This is a genomic window from Pseudomonas piscis (genome assembly GCF_009380155.1).
Classification (GTDB): domain Bacteria; phylum Pseudomonadota; class Gammaproteobacteria; order Pseudomonadales; family Pseudomonadaceae; genus Aquipseudomonas; species Aquipseudomonas piscis.
On sequence record NZ_WHUV01000001.1, the window covers coordinates 1,551,663 to 1,572,616 of the forward strand.

General features: G+C 62.1%; 21 protein-coding genes. 19 read left to right on the forward strand and 2 right to left on the reverse strand.

The window, feature by feature from the left end:
* Window positions 1-40: 40 nt before the first annotated feature.
* Window positions 41-3,253 (reverse strand): ribonuclease E, encoded by a 3,213-nt coding sequence (gene rne / locus GDH07_RS07415; RefSeq protein ID WP_152897048.1) that lies wholly within the window; start codon window positions 3,251-3,253, stop codon window positions 41-43.
* 713 nt (window positions 3,254-3,966) lie between these two features.
* Between rne and rluC the strand changes: the two genes are divergently transcribed.
* From rluC to sppA, 3 genes are read left to right on the forward strand one after another with little or no spacing between them, the layout of a single operon-like run.
* Entirely contained in the window at window positions 3,967-4,923 is a 957-nt protein-coding gene (rluC, locus tag GDH07_RS07420; RefSeq protein WP_085597198.1) for a 23S rRNA pseudouridine(955/2504/2580) synthase RluC, read from the forward strand.
* Entirely contained in the window at window positions 4,913-5,575 is a 663-nt protein-coding gene (locus GDH07_RS07425; RefSeq protein ID WP_343038189.1) for an HAD-IA family hydrolase, read from the forward strand. Before rluC ends, GDH07_RS07425 begins: the two co-directional genes overlap by 11 nt.
* A gap of 21 nt (window positions 5,576-5,596) precedes the next feature.
* Window positions 5,597-6,586: a signal peptide peptidase SppA gene (gene sppA / locus GDH07_RS07430; RefSeq protein ID WP_103326503.1), complete on the forward strand. Its 990-nt coding sequence runs from the start codon at window positions 5,597-5,599 to the stop codon at window positions 6,584-6,586.
* Between the two features lie 50 nt (window positions 6,587-6,636).
* Here sppA and GDH07_RS07435 read toward each other — a convergent pair whose 3' ends face one another.
* Window positions 6,637-7,215: a Maf family protein gene (locus tag GDH07_RS07435; RefSeq protein WP_152897049.1), complete on the reverse strand. Its 579-nt coding sequence runs from the start codon at window positions 7,213-7,215 to the stop codon at window positions 6,637-6,639.
* A 104-nt stretch (window positions 7,216-7,319) separates the two neighbouring features.
* On the opposite strand from GDH07_RS07435, the gene GDH07_RS07440 reads away from it, so the two are divergent.
* The 16 genes from GDH07_RS07440 (at window position 7,320) to GDH07_RS07515 (ending at window position 20,933) form a co-directional block, all read left to right on the forward strand.
* Window positions 7,320-7,847 carry a YceD family protein gene (locus GDH07_RS07440; RefSeq protein WP_053135801.1) on the forward strand — a complete coding sequence of 176 codons (528 nt, stop codon included), beginning with the start codon at window positions 7,320-7,322 and terminating at the stop codon, window positions 7,845-7,847.
* 13 nt (window positions 7,848-7,860) lie between these two features.
* Window positions 7,861-8,043: a 50S ribosomal protein L32 gene (rpmF, locus tag GDH07_RS07445; protein WP_003179396.1), complete on the forward strand. Its 183-nt coding sequence runs from the start codon at window positions 7,861-7,863 to the stop codon at window positions 8,041-8,043.
* A gap of 3 nt (window positions 8,044-8,046) precedes the next feature.
* Window positions 8,047-9,057: a phosphate acyltransferase PlsX gene (gene plsX / locus GDH07_RS07450; protein WP_085066058.1), complete on the forward strand. Its 1,011-nt coding sequence runs from the start codon at window positions 8,047-8,049 to the stop codon at window positions 9,055-9,057.
* A gap of 126 nt (window positions 9,058-9,183) precedes the next feature.
* A complete protein-coding gene (fabD, locus tag GDH07_RS07455; RefSeq protein ID WP_152897050.1) occupies window positions 9,184-10,122 on the forward strand; it encodes an ACP S-malonyltransferase in 939 nt (312 codons plus the stop codon).
* 16 nt (window positions 10,123-10,138) lie between these two features.
* Complete coding sequence (gene fabG / locus GDH07_RS07460; RefSeq protein WP_152897051.1) at window positions 10,139-10,879, forward strand: 3-oxoacyl-ACP reductase FabG; 741 nt, start codon at window positions 10,139-10,141, stop codon at window positions 10,877-10,879.
* A 195-nt stretch (window positions 10,880-11,074) separates the two neighbouring features.
* Window positions 11,075-11,311, forward strand: a complete 237-nt coding sequence (gene acpP, locus GDH07_RS07465) for an acyl carrier protein (protein WP_004884578.1) — start codon at window positions 11,075-11,077, stop codon at window positions 11,309-11,311.
* 113 nt (window positions 11,312-11,424) lie between these two features.
* The gene (gene fabF / locus GDH07_RS07470) at window positions 11,425-12,669 is read left to right on the forward strand and encodes a beta-ketoacyl-ACP synthase II (RefSeq protein ID WP_031321260.1); all 1,245 of its coding nucleotides are present in this window, start codon (window positions 11,425-11,427) and stop codon (window positions 12,667-12,669) included.
* On the forward strand, window positions 12,669-13,484 hold the full coding sequence (gene pabC / locus GDH07_RS07475; protein ID WP_152897052.1) for an aminodeoxychorismate lyase: 816 nt from the start codon (window positions 12,669-12,671) through the stop codon (window positions 13,482-13,484). The genes fabF and pabC overlap by 1 nt, the downstream gene beginning before the upstream one ends.
* Before the next feature lie 3 nt (window positions 13,485-13,487).
* Window positions 13,488-14,657: an endolytic transglycosylase MltG gene (mltG, locus tag GDH07_RS07480; protein WP_343038190.1), complete on the forward strand. Its 1,170-nt coding sequence runs from the start codon at window positions 13,488-13,490 to the stop codon at window positions 14,655-14,657.
* A 19-nt stretch (window positions 14,658-14,676) separates the two neighbouring features.
* Window positions 14,677-15,309, forward strand: coding sequence for a dTMP kinase (tmk, locus tag GDH07_RS07485; protein ID WP_053135813.1), 633 nt, complete (start codon window positions 14,677-14,679; stop codon window positions 15,307-15,309).
* Window positions 15,302-16,288 carry a DNA polymerase III subunit delta' gene (locus tag GDH07_RS07490; RefSeq protein ID WP_343038191.1) on the forward strand — a complete coding sequence of 329 codons (987 nt, stop codon included), beginning with the start codon at window positions 15,302-15,304 and terminating at the stop codon, window positions 16,286-16,288. Before tmk ends, GDH07_RS07490 begins: the two co-directional genes overlap by 8 nt.
* 84 nt (window positions 16,289-16,372) lie before the next feature.
* Window positions 16,373-17,164, forward strand: a complete 792-nt coding sequence (locus tag GDH07_RS07495) for a TatD family hydrolase (RefSeq protein ID WP_053135820.1) — start codon at window positions 16,373-16,375, stop codon at window positions 17,162-17,164.
* A 738-nt stretch (window positions 17,165-17,902) separates the two neighbouring features.
* Window positions 17,903-18,541 carry a TetR/AcrR family transcriptional regulator gene (locus tag GDH07_RS07500; RefSeq protein ID WP_085597189.1) on the forward strand — a complete coding sequence of 213 codons (639 nt, stop codon included), beginning with the start codon at window positions 17,903-17,905 and terminating at the stop codon, window positions 18,539-18,541.
* 138 nt (window positions 18,542-18,679) lie between these two features.
* Window positions 18,680-19,648, forward strand: coding sequence for a GTP 3',8-cyclase MoaA (locus GDH07_RS07505; RefSeq protein ID WP_152897054.1), 969 nt, complete (start codon window positions 18,680-18,682; stop codon window positions 19,646-19,648).
* Between the two features lie 101 nt (window positions 19,649-19,749).
* Window positions 19,750-20,352 (forward strand): DUF4823 domain-containing protein, encoded by a 603-nt coding sequence (locus tag GDH07_RS07510; protein ID WP_152897055.1) that lies wholly within the window; start codon window positions 19,750-19,752, stop codon window positions 20,350-20,352.
* A 17-nt stretch (window positions 20,353-20,369) separates the two neighbouring features.
* A complete protein-coding gene (locus GDH07_RS07515; protein WP_152897056.1) occupies window positions 20,370-20,933 on the forward strand; it encodes a DUF1285 domain-containing protein in 564 nt (187 codons plus the stop codon).
* Window positions 20,934-20,954: the final 21 nt, after the last annotated feature.

Here is a 20,954-nt window from a genome sequence, read left to right on the forward strand (position 1 = left end):
CCCGGAGGTCCGGAGCGGGGCTTTTTATCAGCCGATGGAATCAGACGAGAGGTTTGGTCTCGTGCTCTTTCTCTTCGGCGTGGGCTACGTGCTCAGGGCTGTGCTCGACAGCGCGTGGCGCTTCTTCGACCACTGGGCCAGGTTGCTGCGCCTCAGGCTCGGCAACTGGCGCAGGAGCTGCGGCAGGTGCTTCGACAGGTGCAGGAGCTGCCTCGACGATCGCAGGGGCTTCAACTACCGGTGCAGCTTCGACAGCGACCACGGCTTCGGCCGGAGCAGCAGCGGCAGCCAGTTCGGCTTCCTTCTGCAGGCGCTCGGCTTCACGCTTGCGGCGACGCACTTCGCGCGGGTCGTTGGGTGCGCGGCCGTTGCTGGTCAGGGCGCTGGCTGGAGCCGTTTCGGCTACCGGAGCTGGAGCCTCGACCGCTACTGGAGCGACAACCGGAGCAGGCTCCACTACCGGGGCTGGCTGCTCGATCACCGGTTCAGCTACTGGAGCGGCTACCGGGGCTGGCTCGGCGGCTGGTTCTTCGAACGCTGGAGCTGGGGCTACAGGTTCTACGACAGGCTGCTCGGCAACCACCGGCTGGGTCTCGACGACCACGGCGGGTTCGACAGCGATCTCGACCGGCTGTTCAGCGGCTGGTGCGACTTCGGCTGCTGGAGCCACTTCCACGGCTGGTGCGGCTGGAGCCTCTACCGCAGTGGTGGCCTCGACCACCGGTGCTTCAGGGGTCGGTTCGGCAACAGCGGCGGTAGCGCGTTCGGCTTGCTGATGAGCCTCGGCTTCGGCATTGGCGCTGATCACGGTGCTGGCAACGGCAGCGGTGACTGCCAGGCCGGCGGCCAGGTCGTCGCTGCTTGGCTCTTCGGTGTTTTCTTCCGAGCCTTCGATCAGGTTGCCGTTGGCGTCACGTTGACGCTCGCGACGGTTGCTGCGACGACGCTGGCCGCGGGAGCGACGACGTGGACGCTCGCCTTCGGCGTTGTCCTGGCCTTCTTCCAGCAGTTGCTCTTCGTTAGGCAGCGCTTCTTCTTCGCTGACGGCTGCGGCCTGGGCCTGTTCGGCACGTGGTTGGCGCTCTTCACGTGGCGGACGTGGCTGGCGCTCTTCGCGTGGCTGGCGAGCCGGACGCTCTTCGGCCACGGCTGCAGTAGCGGCGGCAGCGGCTACCGCTGGAGCGGCATCCAGGGGTTCGCGCAGTTCGCGTACGCGCTCTTCACGCTCGCCGCGAGGCTTGCGATCTTCGCGCGGGGCGCGTGGCTGGCGTTCTTCACGCGGTGCACGCGGCTGGCGCTCTTCGCGAGCAGTGGCCTGGCCTTCATCACGAGCTTCGCGCAGTTCACGCGGCTGACGCTCTTCCCGTGGTGCGCGTTCCTCACGCGGAGCACGTTCTTCGCGCGGCTTGCGATCTTCGTCACGACGACCGTTGCGGCTACGGCTCTGCTGGCGACCGTTACGACGTTCTTCGTTACGGGCAGGACGCTCGGGAGCCGGCTTCTCGGCAACCACTGGTGCGGCAGGCTCCTCCTTGCTGGCGAACAGGCTGACCAGGGACTTGACCAGGCCCTTGAACAGGCTTGGCTCGGCCACCGGAGTCGGTGCCGGAGCAGGCGCTGGGGCGGCGGCTTCGGTAGGAACCGGAGCGTTGGCACGCGCTGGAGCTGTCTTCACCGCGGCTTCCTGGCGAACCAGGGTGCGAGTGCCGGCGGCCGGTTGTGGCTCTTCGGCCTCGGCTGCGGCAGCGGCGATTTCGTAGCTGGACTGGTTGTTGTTGGCGTCCGGGTTGTCATCACGCAGGCGCTGGACTTCGAAGTGCGGCGTCTCCAGGTGATCGTTCGGCAGGATGATGATACGGGCGCGGGTACGCAGTTCGATCTTGGTGATCGAGTTGCGTTTTTCGTTGAGCAGGAACGCGGCGACCGGGATCGGTACCTGGGCACGGACTTCGGCGGTGCGGTCCTTCAGGGCTTCTTCTTCGATCAGGCGCAGGATGGCCAGGGACAGCGACTCGACGTCACGGATGATGCCGGTGCCGCTGCAGCGTGGGCAGACGATCCCGCTGCTCTCGCCCAAGGATGGACGCAGGCGCTGGCGGGACATTTCCAGCAGGCCGAAGCGCGAAATGCGGCCGATCTGCACGCGGGCGCGGTCGGCTTCCAGGCATTCGCGGACTTTTTCTTCCACGGCACGCTGGTTCTTGGCAGGGGTCATGTCGATGAAGTCGATGACGATCAGGCCGCCGATATCACGCAGGCGCAGTTGGCGGGCGATTTCTTCCGCCGCTTCCAGGTTGGTCTGCAGGGCGGTTTCTTCGATGTCGCTGCCTTTGGTGGCGCGAGCCGAGTTGATGTCGATGGACACCAGGGCTTCGGTCGGGTCGATGACGATGGAGCCGCCGGAAGGCAGTTCGACCACGCGCTGGAAGGCGGTCTCGATCTGACTTTCGATCTGGAAGCGGTTGAACAGCGGCACGCTGTCTTCGTACAGCTTGATCTTGCTGGCGTACTGCGGCATCACCTGGCGGATGAAGGTCAGGGCTTCGTCCTGCGCTTCGACACTGTCGATCAGCACTTCGCCGATATCCTGGCGCAGGTAGTCGCGGATCGCGCGGATGATGACGTTGCTTTCCTGGTAGATCAGGAATGGCGCGGAACGGTCCTGGGACGCTTCCTTGATGGCGGTCCAGAGTTGCAGCAGGTAGTCCAGGTCCCACTGCATTTCTTCGCTGCTGCGGCCCAGGCCGGCAGTGCGGACGATCAGGCCCATGTCGGCAGGTGCCACCAGGCCGTTCAGCGCTTCGCGCAGTTCGTTGCGCTCTTCGCCTTCGATACGGCGCGAGATGCCACCGGCGCGAGGGTTGTTCGGCATCAGGACCAGGTAGCGACCGGCCAGACTGATGAAAGTGGTCAGGGCTGCGCCCTTGTTGCCACGTTCTTCTTTCTCGACCTGGACGATGACTTCCTGGCCTTCGCTCAGGACGTCCTTGATGTTGACGCGGCCTTCAGGGGCTTTCTTGAAGTATTCGCGGGAGATTTCTTTGAGAGGCAGGAAGCCGTGGCGCTCAGAGCCGAAATCGACAAAGGCAGCCTCGAGGCTAGGTTCGATACGAGTGATGCGGCCTTTATAGATGTTGGCCTTTTTCTGCTCGCGTGCACCGGACTCGATGTCCAGGTCGTAGAGGCGCTGGCCGTCTACCAGGGCAACACGCAACTCTTCGGGTTGAGTTGCGTTAATCAGCATTCTTTTCATGTAGTACCGTCGGTTTCCGGGCTGCCGGAAACGGCGTTCGGCACACACGACTTCTCACGGTCGGTGTCAGGTGCGTCAGGAGTGGTTGACCACTCGAGTGTCTAGCGAGGTTCGTCCCTGTCAACCGGGAACGAAGTCGCGACTCACGCGTCCTGCTTGCTGTGGTGACTAAAGCACCGCTTAAGCAAAAGTCTGTCAGGAGGAGGAATCAACCGGCGACTGTGGACGAGATGAAGCGTCTTGATAAAGCCTAATGCTACACAGTCCGACGGTTGTGCATCTCCACCCTACACGTATCCCTGATAATTCGGGTGCTGCCGCGCGCAGAATCCGCAGCGGGTTGGCATTTACCGTGAACTCCGAAAGGGGAGGTCACGCATCATGGCTAAGGCGTTGTTTCCACAACTTCCGCCTGGGTGTCGTCAGTCGCTGACTGCACTTTGTGAACTGGCCGTTAATCGCTGCGTAAGAGGCGAGTGGAACTCTGCTTCCTACGGGTTTCAGGCCTCATGTCACCTGCGCTTGTTACAGCGTCCAACTCGTCCGTTATGTGGCGAGAGCTGCGTAGGACGGCCTTGCGTCCTCATGAATTGCGTTGGTCAGGGCCGGCTGTTGGCCGCTGTTCCTCTGTCCAGCCGCTTTTGGCGGCGTTCGCGACTATAGCAGTAATCATTAAGTGCTTCAAATCCATAAAAATTGTTATTATCCGCGACATGACGACTACCGCCCCCTCGACTCCAGGCGTTCAACTGCTTGAGGTCACGCCGGAATATGCCGGCCAACGTATTGATAATTTCCTTCTCGCTCGACTCAAAGGCGTGCCCAAGACCTTGATTTATCGCATTTTGCGCAAAGGCGAAGTGCGGGTGAACAAGGGGCGGATCAAGCCCGAGTACAAGTTGCAGGAGGGCGATGTTGTGCGCGTGCCTCCGGTGCGCGTGCCCGAGCGCGATGAGCCTGTGCCTCTGGCCCAGGGGTTGCTGCAGCGTCTGGAGTCTTCCATCGTCTTCGAAGACAAGGCGCTGATCGTGATCAACAAGCCGGCCGGCATTGCCGTGCATGGCGGCAGCGGCCTGAATTTCGGCGTGATCGAAGCCTTTCGTCAGTTGCGGCCGGATGCCAAGGAGCTGGAGTTGGTGCATCGCCTCGATCGCGACACTTCCGGTCTCCTGATGATCGCCAAGAAGCGCAGCATGTTGCGTCATTTGCATGCTGCATTGCGTGGCGACGGTGTGGATAAACGCTACATGGCGTTGGTGCGTGGCCATTGGGCGACCGCCTTGAAGCAAGTGCGGGCCCCGTTGCTCAAGAGCAACCTGCGCTCTGGGGAGCGCATGGTGGAGGTCAACGAAGAGGGCAAGGAGGCCTTGACGGTGTTCAAGGTTCTGCGTCGCTTCGGTGATTTTGCCACCATGGTCGAAGCCAAGCCGGTAACTGGGCGTACGCATCAGATTCGGGTGCACACCCTGCATGCCGGGCATTGCATCGCCGGTGACAGCAAGTACGGCGACGATGATTTCACTCGGGAAATCCGCGATCTGGGCGGTAAACGCCTGTTCCTGCACGCCTACATGTTGACGGTGCCGCTGCCCGATGGTGGCGAGCTGAAATTGCAGGCCCCGGTGGACGAGATGTGGGCCAGGACCGTGGAGCGCCTGAGTGCACCCTGATTACAAGCTGCTGATCTTCGATTGGGATGGCACCCTGGCGGATTCCATTGGTCGGATTGTCGAATCGATGCATGTGTCCGCCGACCGTTCCGGCTTTTCCCGGTGCGATGACTCCGCCGTCAAGGGCATCATCGGCCTGGGCCTGCCGGAGGCGATCCGGACCCTGTATCCGGAAATCGATGATGAGCAGTTGGTGACGTTTCGTCAGCACTACGCGGATCACTACATCGCGCTCGATGCCGAGCCCTCGCCGCTATTTGACGGGGTGGTGCAGTCGCTCGAGAGCTTTCGGGCCGAGGGGTATCGGTTGGCAGTCGCGACCGGCAAGGCGCGGCGTGGCCTTGATCGGGTGCTGAAGGCTCATGGTTGGGGGGAGTACTTCGATATCACCCGGGCCGCGGATGAGACTGCCAGCAAACCGCACCCCTTGATGCTGGAAGAAATCCTTGCGCATTGTGGGGTTGGAGCCAGGCAGGCGCTGATGGTTGGGGATTCTTCCTTCGACCTGTTGATGGCGCGCAATGCGGGCATGGATTCGGTCGCCGTAAGCTACGGTGCCCAGCCTATCGAGGCGTTGCAAATGCTGGGGCCGCGCTTGTCCATCGATCATTTTCCTCAATTGCATGCCTGGCTCAATCGGGCTGCGAGTTAATTTTTGGCTGAGGTAGTAGGCATGACCGACGAATGGAAGGCACCACGCGCATCGGGCGCCGAAGGCCCTGACGACAGAAGCTGGAAACTCTTGGAAAAGACCCTGTTGGCCGGTGTCCAGGAACAGCGGCGGTCGCGGCGTTGGGGGATCTTCTTCAAGTTGCTGACCTTTGTGTATCTGTTCGTGGCATTGCTCGTGTTCACTCCGTTGATGAGCATCGAGAAGAGCGCCACCCGTGGTGGCAGCTACACCGCGGTAATCGATGTGGCCGGGGTGATCGCGGACAAGGAATCTGCCAGTGCGGACAATATCGTCGGCAGTCTGCGCACCGCTTTCGACGATCCGAAGGTCAAGGGTATCGTGCTGCGAATCAACAGTCCGGGTGGCAGCCCGGTGCAGTCCGGGTATGTCTATGACGAGATCCGCCGTCTGCGGGCCTTGCACAAGGACACCAAGGTCTATGCGGTGATTTCCGATCTTGGAGCTTCGGGCGCTTACTACATCGCCAGTGCTGCTGATCAGATTTATGCCGACAAGGCCAGCCTCGTGGGGTCCATCGGCGTCACTGCAGCTGGATATGGCTTTGTCGGGACCATGGAGAAGCTGGGGGTCGAGCGTCGTACCTATACCTCTGGTGAGCACAAGTCGTTCCTCGATCCCTTCCAGCCGCAAAAGCCCGAGGAGACTCAGTTCTGGCAGGGTGTGCTGGACACCACTCATCGTCAGTTCATCGCCAGCGTCAAGCAGGGGCGTGGCGAGCGGTTGAAGGACAAGGAGCACCCCGAGCTGTTTTCCGGCCTGGTGTGGTCCGGCGAGCAGGCGTTGCAGTTGGGGTTGATCGACGGGCTGGGCAATACCAGTTCGGTTGCGCGTGACGTGATCGGCGAGAAGGAAGTGGTGGACTTCACCGTCCAGGAGTCGCCCTTCGATCGCTTCTCGAAGAAGCTTGGCGCCAGCGTCGCCGAGCAGATCGCCATGTGGATGGGCTTCCAGGGGCCGACCTTGCGTTGAGCCTCTGGCGTCCAATGAAAGCCGGCCTTATGGCCGGCTTTTTCGTGGTCTCAAGGTATGTCCACGCCTTCGGCTAGCAGCATGTCCACCAGGCGGATCAGTGGCAGTCCGACCAGGCTGGTGGCGTCGCTGCCGTCAGTGCTTTTGAACAGGCTGACCCCGAGGCCCTCGGCCTTGAAGCTGCCGGCGCAATCGAAGGGGCGCTCGGCATTCAGATAGCGCTCGATGCGCTGGTCGTCCAGGGTGCGCATGTGCACTGTGAAGGGAATGCAGTCGACCTGGCATTGGCCGGTCTGGTTGTTGAGCAGGGCCAGGCCGGTGAGGAAGGTCACGCTGGCGCCGCTGGCGTCCAGCAGTTGCTGGCGGGCCTTGTCGAAGGTGTGGGGCTTGCCGATGATTCGTTCACCCAATACTGCGACTTGATCCGAGCCGATGATCAGGTGGCCTGGGTGGCTGGGGGCGAGGGCGCGAGCCTTTTCCTCGGCCAGGCGTTTGACCAGTTCCACGGCGCTTTCGCCTGGGCGATGGCTTTCGTCTATGTCGGGGGAGCTGCAGGTGAATGGCAGTTGCAGGCGGGACAGTAATTCCCGGCGGTAGGTCGAGCTTGAGGCGAGTAGTAAAGGCAGCATGCGCATCTCCTGGGCGGGCCGGGAATTCTAGCGGGGCGGGCAAGTGACGGACAGGGCTGAATTTCCTTTGACATGGCCGGGGGCATCCCTATAATGCTGCGCCTATGTTGAATGACCCGATTCCACCTCACGTTGACCCGCGCAAATTGGCTGACCGTGGTACCACCCTCCAGGGGGAAGTGCTGCTGGCCGATTTGGAGAGACTCTGCGACCCGCTTGCCGACGATGTCGGTACGGTGCAGGCTAAATTCGTTTTCGAGCGTGACGAGCGTAAAGCTGTAGTTATCCACAGCTCCATCGACGTCGAAGTCAAAATGGTTTGCCAGCGTTGTCTTGAGCTGGTCACCCTGCCGATCCACAGCGAATGCAGTTACGCGGTGGTGAAGGAGGGTGCGAATACCCAGTCGTTGCCGAAAGGTTATGACGTGCTGGAACTGGGCGAAGATCCTTTGGATCTGCAGGCGTTGATCGAGGATGAGCTGTTGCTCGCCTTGCCCATCGTGCCTGCTCATCATCCGGAAGAATGCCAGCAGCCGGCGGGGCTCGATGAGCCCGAACCGAGCGAGGACGAGGTAACGCGGTCCAACCCGTTCAGTGTATTGGCGCAGTTAAAGCGTGACCCAAACGTTTAGGAGTTAATCAATTATGGCTGTTCAGCAGAACAAAAAATCCCGCTCTGCCCGTGACATGCGTCGTTCCCACGATGCTCTCGAGGCTAGCACCCTGTCCGTAGAAAAGACCACCGGTGAAGTTCACCTGCGTCACCACGTATCGCCAGAAGGCGTATACCGTGGTCGTAAAGTGATCGACAAGGGCGCTGACGAGTAATCCTTGTCCGCTCAAGTCATCGCGATTGACGCAATGGGCGGGGACTTCGGTCCCCGCAGCATTGTTCAGGCCAGTATTGCGTGCCTGTCTGCTACCCCCTCGCTGCACCTGACCCTGGTGGGTCAACCCTCCCTCCTTGAAGAACTGATTTCCAGCCATTCGGCCGTGGATCGCGCGCGCCTGTCGATCGCCCCTGCGAGCGAGGTGATCACCATGGACGAAAAGCCTTCCCAGGCCTTGCGCGGCAAGCCTGATTCTTCGATGCGGGTGGCGCTTGAGCTGTTGCGCGAGGAAAAGGTCCAGGCTTGTGTCAGTGCCGGTAATACCGGGGCGCTCATGGCGCTGTCGCGTTACGTACTCAAGACCTTGCCCGGTATCGATCGCCCGGCGATGGTGGCTGCCATTCCCACCCAGCGCGGCTACTGCCAGTTGCTCGACCTGGGGGCCAACGTCGATTGCAGTGCCGAGCATTTGCTGCAGTTCGCCATCATGGGTTCGGTTGCGGCGGAGAGCCTGGGCATCGCTCGTCCCCGGGTGGCCTTGCTGAACATCGGCACCGAGGACATCAAGGGCAATCAGCAGGTCAAGCTGGCGGCGAATCTCCTGCAGCAGGCCCGGGGCTTGAACTATATCGGCTTTGTCGAGGGAGACGGTCTGTATCGTGGCGAAGCGGACGTGGTGGTGTGTGACGGCTTCGTCGGCAATATCCTGCTCAAGTCCAGTGAAGGCCTGGCGACCATGATCGCATCCCGCATCGAGGCGCTGTTCAAGCAGGGCATGCTTTCTCGGGCGGTAGGGGCCTTGGCCTTGCCTTTGATGCGGCGACTGCAGGCGGACCTGGCGCCGGCCCGGCACAATGGCGCGAGCTTCCTGGGGTTGCAGGGGATTGTGGTCAAGAGCCATGGCTCGGCGGGAGTTCAGGGCTTCCAGAGTGCGATTCAGCGCGCGCTGATCGAGATCCAGGAAGATCTGCCGCGACGCTTGCACGGGCGCCTCGAAGACCTGCTGCCTTAGGCATTTTCCCGGCGGGATGCTTAAATGTGACCGCTCGGTACGATTGGCCATCCAACTGTCAGTTTCTTGCGTCCACTACGGTGTGACGTCAATTCTCCGACGACAAGATCATTAGGGGCTCGTTACATGTCTGCATCCCTCGCATTCGTCTTTCCAGGACAGGGCTCGCAGTCCCTCGGCATGTTGGCCGAGCTGGGCGCGCAGTACCCGTTGATCCTCGATACTTTCAAGGAAGCCTCCGATGCCCTGGGCTACGATCTCTGGGCTCTGACCCAGGAAGGTCCGGCGGAGCTGCTGAATCAGACCGACAAGACTCAACCCGCGATTCTCACCGCGTCCATCGCTCTGTGGCGCCTGTGGTTGGCCGAGGGCGGTGCGCGCCCGGCATTCGTTGCCGGCCACAGCTTGGGCGAGTACAGCGCCCTGGTCGCTGCCGGCAGCCTGACCCTGGCCGAGGCGGTCAAGCTGGTGGAGCGTCGTGGCCAGCTGATGCAGGAAGCGGTGCCGGCAGGGCAGGGCGCCATGGCGGCGGTCCTTGGCCTGGACGATGCCGACGTGGTGGCTGCGTGTGAAGAAGCGGCGCAAGGTGAAGTGGTCAGCGCGGTGAACTATAACTCCCCGGGCCAGGTGGTGATCGCCGGTGCCAAGGCTGCCGTGGACCGTGCCATCGAAGGTTGCAAGGCCCGTGGCGCCAAGCGTGCCATGCCGTTGCCGGTCAGCGTGCCATCCCACTGCGAGCTGATGCGCCCTGCGGCCGAGCGTTTTGCCGAGTCGATCGCCGCGATCGACTGGCAGGCTCCGCAGATCCCTCTAGTGCAGAACGTCAGCGCTGCAGTGGCGGTTGATCTGGATAGCCTCAAGCGCGATCTGCTGGAACAGCTGTACAAGCCTGTGCGTTGGGTCGAATCGGTGCAAACCCTGGCTGCCGGCGGTGCTACCGAGCTGGTTGAGTGCGGTCCGGGCAAGGTCCTGGCTGGCCTCAACAAGCGCTGCGCCGAAGGCGTTTCGACCTCTAACCTGAATACCCCGGATGCTTTCGCTGCCGCTCGCGCAGCGTTGGCCTGAACTAGGAGAAGCTTGCATGAGTCTGCAAGGTAAAGTTGCACTGGTGACCGGCGCCAGCCGTGGGATCGGCCAGGCCATCGCCCTCGAACTGGGGCGCATGGGTGCCATCGTGGTGGGTACCGCCACTTCCGCCTCGGGTGCCGAGCGTATCGCTGCCACCCTCAAGGAAAACGGCGTTCAAGGCACTGGCCTGGAACTCAATGTCACCAGCGACGAGTCCGTGGCTGCGGTCCTGGCCAGCATCACCGAGCAGTTCGGTGCGCCGGCGATCCTGGTGAACAACGCCGGTATCACCCGCGACAACCTGATGATGCGCATGAAAGATGACGAGTGGTACGACGTGGTCGATACCAACCTCAATAGCCTGTATCGCCTGTCCAAGGGCGTCCTGCGCGGCATGACCAAGGCTCGTTGGGGTCGAATTATCAATATTGGCTCGGTTGTGGGTGCCATGGGCAACGCAGGCCAAGTAAACTACGCCGCCGCCAAGGCCGGCCTCGAAGGTTTCAGCCGTGCCCTGGCGCGGGAAGTAGGTTCGCGGTCGATCACTGTGAACTCGGTCGCTCCTGGTTTCATCGATACCGATATGACCCGCGAGCTGCCGGAAGCACAGCGTGAAGCCCTGCGGGCACAGATTCCGCTGGGCCGTCTGGGTCAGGCCCAAGAGATCGCGCAAGTGGTCGCTTTCCTGGCATCCGACGGTGCGGCATACGTTACTGGGGCTACAATCCCGGTCAACGGCGGGATGTACATGTGAGGCAAATGTGACGGATTGCTTCAAAAAAGTGTCATACGAGCTGTCTAAAATCCGTTATAAAGCTGCAATCTATTTATAGGCAGATGGCCAAAGGGTTGAGTGGTAAAGCTTTCGGTTGAAAAGCTGAAAAGCCTTTCTATACACTTACCCACTGGCCAGCTGCCTGAATTTGTCCATTAGGAGTGAAAACAAGGTATGAGCACCATCGAAGAGCGCGTCAAGAAAATCGTTGCTGAGCAACTGGGCGTTAAAGAAGAAGAAGTTGTTAACACCGCTTCCTTCGTTGAAGACCTGGGTGCCGACTCCCTTGACACCGTTGAGCTGGTGATGGCTCTGGAAGAGGAATTCGAGACCGAAATCCCTGACGAAGAAGCTGAGAAGATCACTACCGTTCAAGCAGCTATCGACTACGTTAACAGCCACCAGGCTTAATCGTTTGTAGTCGTATTTTGCTGTCATGGAAAAAACCGCACTGCCGTCACGGCGTGCGGTTTTTTCTTTAGGCCTGATGCAAAGAGTGTCGTCATTAGAAAAAGGAGAGTGCTGTGTCGCGTAGACGCGTCGTAGTCACCGGTATGGGTATGTTGTCGCCGCTGGGTACGGATGTACCGACTAGCTGGCAGGGCATTCTGGCTGGCCAAAGTGGCATCGGTCTGATCGAGCACACCGACCTTTCTGCCTATTCCACCCGTTTTGGCGGCTCGGTAAAGGGCTTCAATGTCGAGGAATACCTGTCGGCCAAAGAGGCCCGCAAGCTCGACCTGTTCATTCAATACGGCCTGGCGGCCGGTTTCCAGGCAGTACGCAATGCCGGCCTGGAAGTCACCGATGCCAACCGTGATCGCATCGGCGTGGCCATGGGTTCGGGCATTGGCGGTCTGACCAATATCGAAGAAACCAGCCGCACCCTGCACGACTCCGGCCCGCGACGGATTTCTCCGTTCTTCGTGCCCGGTTCGATCATCAACATGATTTCCGGTTTCCTGTCCATTCACCTTGGGCTCCAGGGACCGAACTACGCCATTTCCACGGCGTGCACCACGGGCACCCACTGCATCGGCATGGCTGCGCGCAACATTGCCTACGGCGAAGCCGACGTGATGATTGCCGGTGGCGCCGAGATGGCCGCTTGCGGCCTGGGCATGGGTGGTTTTGGCGCCTCCCGTGCGCTGTCGACCCGCAACGACGAACCGACCCGCGCCAGCCGGCCGTGGGACAAGGGGCGTGATGGCTTCGTGCTGTCCGATGGTTCCGGCGCCCTGGTCCTGGAAGAGCTGGAGCATGCCAAGGCGCGTGGTGCCACCATCTATGCCGAGCTGATCGGTTTTGGCATGAGCGGTGACGCCTACCACATGACTTCGCCACCCGCCGATGGCGCCGGCGCTGCCCGTTGCATCGCCAACGCCTTGCGCGACGCGAAGATCAATGCCGACCAGGTGCAGTACATCAATGCCCATGGCACTTCGACGCCAGCTGGCGACCTGGCGGAAGCCGAAGCGATCAAGAGTGTGTTCGGCGACCACGCCTACAAGCTCGCGGTCAGCTCCACCAAGTCCATGACTGGCCACCTGTTGGGTGCCGCCGGGGCGATCGAGGCGATCTTCAGCGTGCTGGCGATCAACAGCCAGGTCGCGCCGCCCACCATCAACCTGGATGAGCCCGATGAAGGCTGCGACCTGGATTTCGTGCCGCACACTGCGCGCAGCATGGATATCGATGTCGTGCTGTCCAACTCCTTCGGTTTTGGCGGTACCAACGGCTCCCTGGTATTCCGTCGGTTTTCCGAGTGATGCACAGCTGGGTCGACGGTCGTCCGGCTGACGCTCTGTCGCTCAAGGACCGTGGCCTGGCCTACGGCGATGGTCTGTTCGAGACCATCGCCGTCAGATCCGGCAAGCCGCTGCTGCTCGAGCGGCACTTGCAGCGCCTGGCCGAAGGCTGCCGGCGCCTGGCCCTGGTGACGGATCCGGAGCTGGTGCGCAGCGAAGTGCTGGCCTACGCCCAGGCCCTGGATGAAGGGGTACTCAAGCTGATCCTGACCCGGGGCGATAGCCTGCGCGGCTACGCCGCCGATCCTGCGGCGCCGGCGCGGCGGATCCTCCAGGGCGGCGCCTTGCCGGCCTACCCGGCGGCCCATGCCGCACAAGGGATTCAGCTGTTTCCTTGTGCCACGCGCCTGTCCGAGCAGCCCTTGCTGGCTGGCCTCAAGCACCTCAACCGCCTGGAGCAGGTCCTGGCCCGTGCCGAATGGCGCGATAGCGAGCATGCCGAAGGCCTGATGCTCGATGGCGCCGGGCGCGTGATCGAGGGGGTGTTCAGCAATCTGTTCCTGGTCGCTGGAGGACAGCTGCTGACGGCGGACCTGAGCCGGTGTGGCGTGGCCGGGGTGATGCGCGGCGAAATCCTCGCCCAGGCCCAGCTGCAAGGCATTCCCGTGGCGATCACCGATATCAGTCTCGAGCAGTTGCGGCAGGCTGATGAAGTCTTCGTGTGCAACAGCGTCTATGGCATCTGGCCGGTACTGTGCTGCGCCGGGATGCGCTGGTCGGCGGGACCGCTCACCCGTAAACTGCAGGACATTACCCGCGCACTACTGGATGCTTGATTCGTGAGACGTAAATTACTGCTCCTGCTGGAAACCGGACTGGTCCTGGCAGGGCTGCTGCTGGGTGTCAGTGCCTGGAAACTGAACTCGGCCCTGGAGCAACCGTTGAACCTGAGCCAGGAACAACTGCTCGATGTTCCCGCCGGCTCCACCCCCACCGGAACCTTCAATCGCCTGCAAGCCGACGGTGTGATCCAGGATGCTTTCTGGCTGCGCCTGTATTGGCGTTTCAACCTGCCGGGCCAGCCCCTGCATAGTGGTGAGTACCGCATGACCCCGGGCATGACGGCCCAGGGCCTGATCGGTGCCTGGCAGCGCGGCGAGGTGGTGCAATACAGCCTGACTCTGGTGGAGGGCTGGAACTTCCGCCAGGTCCGCAATGCCCTGGCCAAGAGCGACAAGTTGCAACAAACCCTGGCCGGCCTCAGCGACGCCCAGGTGATGGAAAAACTCGGCCACGGCGGGGTGTTTCCCGAGGGGCGGTTCTTTCCCGATACCTATCGCTTCGTCCGGGGCATGAGCGATGCCGAGCTCCTGGCCAAGGCCTACGACCGCCTGGACAGCGTGCTGGCCAAGGAGTGGGACAAGCGCGCCGAGGATGCTCCCTATGCCGACCCCTACCAGGCGCTGATCATGGCCTCCCTGGTGGAGAAGGAAACCGGCGTGCCCCAGGAACGTGGGCAGATTGCCGGTGTGTTCGTGCGCCGGATGCAGATCGGCATGCTGCTGCAGACCGATCCCACAGTGATCTACGGCCTGGGTGAGCGCTACACCGGCAAGTTGACCCGGGCTCACCTGAAGGAGGCGACGCCCTACAACACCTATGTGAACGCCGGCCTGCCACCGACGCCGATTGCCATGGTGGGGCGCGAGGCGATCCACGCCGCGCTCAACCCGGTGCCGGGCAAGAGCCTGTACTTCGTCGCTCGCGGAGATGGCAGCCATGTGTTCTCCGATGACCTGGACGCCCACAACAGCGCCGTGCGCGAGTTCCAAATCAAGCGCCGTGCCGACTATCGTTCCAGCCCGGCTCCGACCGCCAGCCCGGCGGCTCCCGAGGCGCCGAGTCCGAGCGCCGCGCCGGAGCGGGCACCGGCCGAGGTTGAGCCGACTCCAACGGCGCCAGCGTCCGTTCCTGCCGAGCCTGGGCAAACGCCGAAAAGCCCGCAATGAATTTGATCAAGGACTGCCCGTGACTGGTTTGTTTATTACCCTGGAAGGCCCGGAAGGCGCCGGCAAGAGCACCAACCGCGAATACCTCGCCGAGCGCCTGCGCGCAGCGGGCATCGAGGTGGTGCTGACCCGCGAACCGGGTGGCACGCCCCTGGCCGAGCGGATTCGCGAGGTGCTGTTGACTCCGGCCGACGAGATCATGAATGCCGACACCGAGCTGTTGCTGGTATTCGCTGCCCGGGCCCAGCACCTGGCAACGGTGATCCGCCCGGCGCTGGAGCGCGGTGCGGTGGTGCTCTGCGATCGCTTCACCGATTCGACCTATGCCTACCAGGGCGCCGGTCGCGGCTTGAGCCTGGCACGGATCGAGGCCCTGGAAGACTTCGTCCAGGGCCCGCTGCGCCCGGACCTGACCCTGGTCTTCGACCTGCCAGTGGAAGTCGGCCTGGCGCGTGCCAGTGCCCGCGGTCGACTGGATCGTTTCGAGCAGGAAGGCCGGGAGTTCTTCCAGAAGGTTCGCCAAGCCTTCCTCAAGCGTGCCCAAGCCGCTCCCGAGCGTTATTTCCTGGTGGATGCGTCCCAGCCCCTGGCCGAGGTCCAGCGCTCCCTGGATGGCTTGCTGCCGCAGTTGCTGGAGCGCGCCCGTGGCTGACGTCTTCCCTTGGCAGGATGGCCTTTGGCAGCAACTGGCGGGGCGTACCCAGCATGCCCATGCCTACCTCCTGCATGGCCCGGTGGGTATCGGCAAGCGGGCCCTGGCCGAGCGCCTGATGGCCCGGCTGCTGTGCCAGCGCCCGGAGGGCCTGGAGGCCTGTGGCCAGTGCAAGTCTTGCCTGCTGTTGCAGGCCGGCAGCCATCCGGACAACTACATCTTGGAGCCCGAGGAAGCCGACAAACCGATCAAGGTCGACCAGGTTCGCGACCTGGTGAGCTTCGTGGTCCAGACCGCGCAGTTGGGCGGGCGCAAGGTGGTGCTGATCGAGCCGGTGGAGGCGATGAACATCAATGCCGCCAACGCCCTCTTGAAGAGCCTCGAAGAACCTTCAGGGGACACCGTGCTGTTGCTGGTCAGCCACCAGCCCAGCCGATTGCTGCCGACCATCAAGAGCCGCTGCGTGCAGCAGGCGTGCCCGTTGCCCAGCGAGGCCATGAGCATGCACTGGCTGGCCGCTGCCTTGCCCGAATGCAGCGACGAGGAGCGGGTAGAGTTGCTGACCCTGGCCGCCGGTTCGCCCCTGGCCGCCGTCAGCCTGCACACCCAGGGCGCGCGCGAGCAGCGGGCGCAGGTGGTGGAAGGGGTGAAGAAGCTGCTCAAGCAGCAGCAATCGCCGACCCAACTGGCCGAGTCCTGGAACGCCGTGCCGTTGTTGTTGCTGTTCGACTGGTTCTGCGACTGGTCGAACCTGATCCTGCGCTACCAACTGACCCAGGATGAGCAAGGCCTGGGGCTGGCGGACATGCGCAAGGTAGTGCAGTACCTGGCGCAGAAGTCCGCCCAGGCCAAGGTGCTGGCCATGCAGGACTGGATCCTGGCCCAGCGGCAGAAGGTGCTGAACAAGGCCAATCTCAACCGGGTGCTGCTGCTCGAGGCGCTGCTGGTGCAATGGGCGGCGTTGCCTACCCAGAACTGACGCCCGGCGCCTAGAATCAGTTCTTTCCCTGGTCGGATGCAGTCATCCGGCCTTTTCATTTATCGGATGCAAGTTGTCGCCCCTATGCTCGTAGATTCCCATTGCCACCTTGATCGCCTCGACCTGGCCGCCCATGACGGCTCCCTGGATGCCGCGCTGGCGGCGGCCCGCGAGCGCGGCGTCGGACACTTCCTGTGCATCGGCGTCAGCGCCGACAATGCCGCGGACGTGAGGGCCCTGGCCGATCGTTATGACGATGTCGACTGTTCGGTGGGGGTGCATCCTTTGGATGTGCAGCCTGGAGCCGCGCCGGCGCTGGACTGGCTGCTGGACGAACTGAACCATCCACGGGTGGTGGCCATCGGCGAGACCGGCCTGGACTATCACTACGAGCCCGAGGCGGCCGAGCTGCAGCAGGCGTCCTTCCGCCTGCATCTGCAGGCGGCCCGGCAGACCGGCAAGCCGGTGGTGGTGCATACCCGTGGCGCGCGGGCCGATACCCTGGCCTTGCTGCGTGAAGCGGCGCTGCCCAATGCCGGGGTCTTGCACTGCTTCACCGAGGACTGGGACATGGCCAAGGCGGCCCTGGACCTGGGGTTCTATATTTCCCTGTCGGGGATCGTCACCTTCCGCAATGCCGACGCCTTGCGTGATGTGGCCCGGCAAGTACCGGCCGATCGGCTGCTGGTGGAAACCGATTCCCCCTACCTGGCGCCGATTCCCTATCGCGGCAAACCCAACCTGCCGCAGTACGTGCGTGAAGTGGCGGAGTTCCTGGCGATGTTGCGCGGCGAGTCCTACGAGGCCTTTGCCGCACAGACCACGGCGAACTTCAAGCGGCTGTTCCCCCTGGCGCGGGTCAAGGAGCAGGCCTGATCCTGCCCTGGCCTGGAGGAATTCCAGGCAAAAAAAACCCGGGTTCTGGGGGGTGAATCCGGGTTAAGACCATTAGGAGTAAAACTTAGGCGCGCGGTCCTTCGGCACCTAGATCGGCGTTTCACTTGGGGGAGATGTCCCGCCGACAGTTCAAGTATTGATCAGGATCGGGTTCAGTCCAGTTTGCCTTGTCCGTTTCTTAAACAAATTTGGAATACGGGCGCTTCGCTTGAGTTCTCACTTTCGGCGCAAGCCGGATCTTGCTCGATAATTTGCCGAAATTTCCTGGATATTCCTCGGTTTTCCACGAAATAATCACTCCTCGCCTTTTTTCTTGAGCATCACTGGGCATAGGCTGTTCCCCTGTTGGGCATCGATGCTGTTGATGTAATTGGCTTGTGGCCAGGGCAGGGCATGCTGTCGTGGCTGATTGAGAACGCGACTCGTTGCCTGGTTTTCGTCAAGGACCAGCCCTGGCCAGGGGTGGCGGTTCCCGTTGCGGGGGAGTGAGGACTTCGTGGTCTGTTCCGGGGCTTGGAGTTGCCTGGTGTTTTTTCCTGGAACCGGTTGCCGACCCCGTATTCATGGCCTATACCGGCTTTTCCAGGCCTTCCGGGGCGCTGGCGGTGAGTTGGGTTTTATGCCTGAAGCAGCAGCAACGATGGATGATCCGTGCATTTTGGCGCAAGTTAGGCATAATACGCGGCTTCGATTTTGACCCCGAACAGATCTTTTCTTATGCAGAAAGAACCTCGTAAGGTCCGTGAGTTTCGCCGCCGCGAGCAAGAAATTCTCGATACCGCGCTCAAGCTGTTCCTCGAACAAGGTGAAGACAGCGTCACTGTCGAGATGATTGCGGATGCCGTGGGTATCGGCAAAGGGACCATCTACAAGCATTTCAAGTCCAAGGCGGAGATCTACCTGCGCCTGATGCTCGACTACGAGCGCGACCTGAACGAGTTGCTGCACTCTGCCGATGTCGACAAGGACAAGGAAGCCCTGTCCCGGGCCTACTTCGAGTTCCGCATGCGTGACCCGCAGCGCTATCGGCTGTTCGACCGCCTGGAAGAAAAGGTGGTCAAGGGCAACCAGGTACCGGAGATGGTCGAGGAGCTGCACAAGATCCGTGCTTCCAACTTCGAACGCCTGACCCTGCTGATCAAGGGCCGCATCAGCGAAGGCAAGCTGGAAGACGTACCGCCGTACTTCCACTACTGCGCTTCCTGGGCATTGGTGCATGGCGCGGTGGCGCTGTATCACTCGCCGTTCTGGAGCAATGTCCTGGAGGACCAGGAAGGCTTCTTCCAGTTCCTGATGGACATCGGCGTGCGCATGGGCAACAAGCGCAAGCGCGACCCCGACACCTCCGGCAGCTGAGCCCGCCCGCCTTGGGATTGCGCCATCAGGACCTGTATGGCGCAGTGCCCGAGGAATATACTCAGGCATGGGACTTGTCAAAACCTGATTTTTGAGTCAGGTTTTGCGCGCCTTTCCCTTCCTTCGCCGGAGTCATCCATGATCGTTGACCGTCAAGGCAGGCGCTTTCGCAATCTGCGGATCAGCCTGACGTCAGCCTGCAATTACGCCTGTACCTACTGCGTGCCCAACGGCAAGCGGCTGGTGGCCGCCCAGGACGAGTTGTCGGCCGAGGCGATGGCCCGCGGCGTGGCCTACCTGATCGAGGCGGCGGGCATCGAGCGCCTGCGTATCACCGGTGGCGAACCCCTGGTCAGTCCCAAGCTGGAAGCCTTTATGGGCGCGGTGGGGCGCATGGGCCTGGAAGACATCAGTCTGACCACCAATGGCCAGCTACTGGCCCGCAAGCTGCCGCTGCTGGTGGATGCCGGTATCTGCCGCATCAACGTTTCCCTCGACACCCTGGACGCCGCGGCCTTTCGCGGTATCGCCCGTGGCGGCGACCTGGCCACGGTGCTCGACGGCCTGGGGCAGGCGCGGGCCGCGGGATTGAAGATCAAGGTCAACATGGTGCCGTTGCGCGGGCAGAACCTGGACCAGGTTATGCCGTTGCTCGATTACTGCCTCGAGCAGGGGTATGAGCTGCGCTTCATCGAGTTGATGCGCATGGGCCACCTGGCCAGCGACAACAACGCCTTCCTGCAGCAATTCGTCAGCCTGCGGCAATTGCTGGACCTGATCGGCCAGCGCTACGAGTACCTCCAGGCCGACGCGCCGGTGGATGCCACGGCCGTGCGCTACCAGATTCCCGGCCTTGGCCACTTCGGCGTGATCGCCAACGAAAGCGTGCCGTTCTGCCGGACCTGCTCGCGCCTGCGGCTGTCGTCCACCGGCTGGTTGCACGGTTGCCTGTCGTCGAGCAATCGCCACTATGTCGGCGACCTGCTGGACAAGCCACGGCACCAGGCCTTGCCAGCCTTGCAACGGCTGCTGGTCAAGGCCCTGGGCGACAAGCAGGATGTGGCCTTCTCAGGTGGTGCCACGGTGATGAAGATCATCGGTGGTTGATCCTCTTGCGCAAACGCTGCCCTGCAAGTGCGGAGCTGGCGCGGAAGCTGCATCTCGTGGCCATTCGCCGGTTTTCCGTCACCGGATCTTGGAGGGGTAGGATGCGTAGCCTGGTTTTGCTGCTGGCCTTTTTGGCGCTCGGCGGCTGCATGAATGTCAGTGATATGGGCGAAGGGGTGCGCTACCACCTGAGCGACGCGGGTGTGCTCGATCACAGCGATACCCGTCGCACCAGCTCGTTCCGCATTCAGCCTGATTCGTACATTTTCATCGCCCAGGGGCATTTCGTGCCGCCTGGCAATGCCTATCCACGGCCCAACGTAGTGGCCGAAGAGGCCTTCAACGGTTTCGTCGAGTATTTCCCCATGGTTCGCCGGGCCCGCGCTCCGGAAGGTCTCAACGAGGCCATGGCCGAGGCCCGCAGCCAGGGTGCGCACTACCTGCTCTATGCGCGTTTCGCCAAGGCCGACGATCGCATCGGCAACTCCGATGAGTGGCTGGACCAGGAAGCGGTGGGCCGTCTTGGCATCGACACCAGCACCATCCAGATCATGTTGATCGAAACCAGCACCCAGTATCTGATCGATTCGGCGCGGATTCGCAGTCGCGGCGGTTTACTGACGTTCCACGATAACAAGCCACAAGACTTGCTCGGCCCGCCCTTGCAGCAATACGCTCGTAGCCTGTTGGGTCTGAGCGACTGATTGACGAGGAGGGTGGCATGAGTGGTCCAGGCAAAGCCAATGATCTGCTGGCGCAGATTCCCAAGGCCGAAAAAGGCCTGCCGCCGGTCCATTCATGGAACCCCGATTTCTGCGGCGATATCGACATGCGTATCGCCCGCGACGGCACCTGGTACTACCTGGGCACTCCCATCGGCCGCAAGCCCATGGTCAAGTTGTTCTCCACCATCATCCGCCGCGATGGCGACGACTATTTCCTCGTCACTCCGGTGGAGAAGGTGGGGATCAAGGTCGACGATGCGCCCTTCGTCGCCGTGACCCTCGAGGTGCAAGGGCAGGGTGAAGACCAGGTGCTGCGCTTTGCCACCAATGTCGATGATCAGGTGTGGGCCGGCAACCAGCACCCGCTGCGGGTGGCCATCGATCCCCGGACCCAGGAGCCGGCGCCATATATCCTGGTTCGACACAATCTGGAGGCGCTGATCCACCGCAACGTCTTCTATCAGTTGGTGGACCTGGCGCAGACCCGCATCCTCGATGGCCAGAGCTGGCTCGGGGTGTGGAGCGACGGAGTGTTCTTCCCCATCGGCCAGGAGCCCTAGCCCTCCGGGATCCGTTTCAGG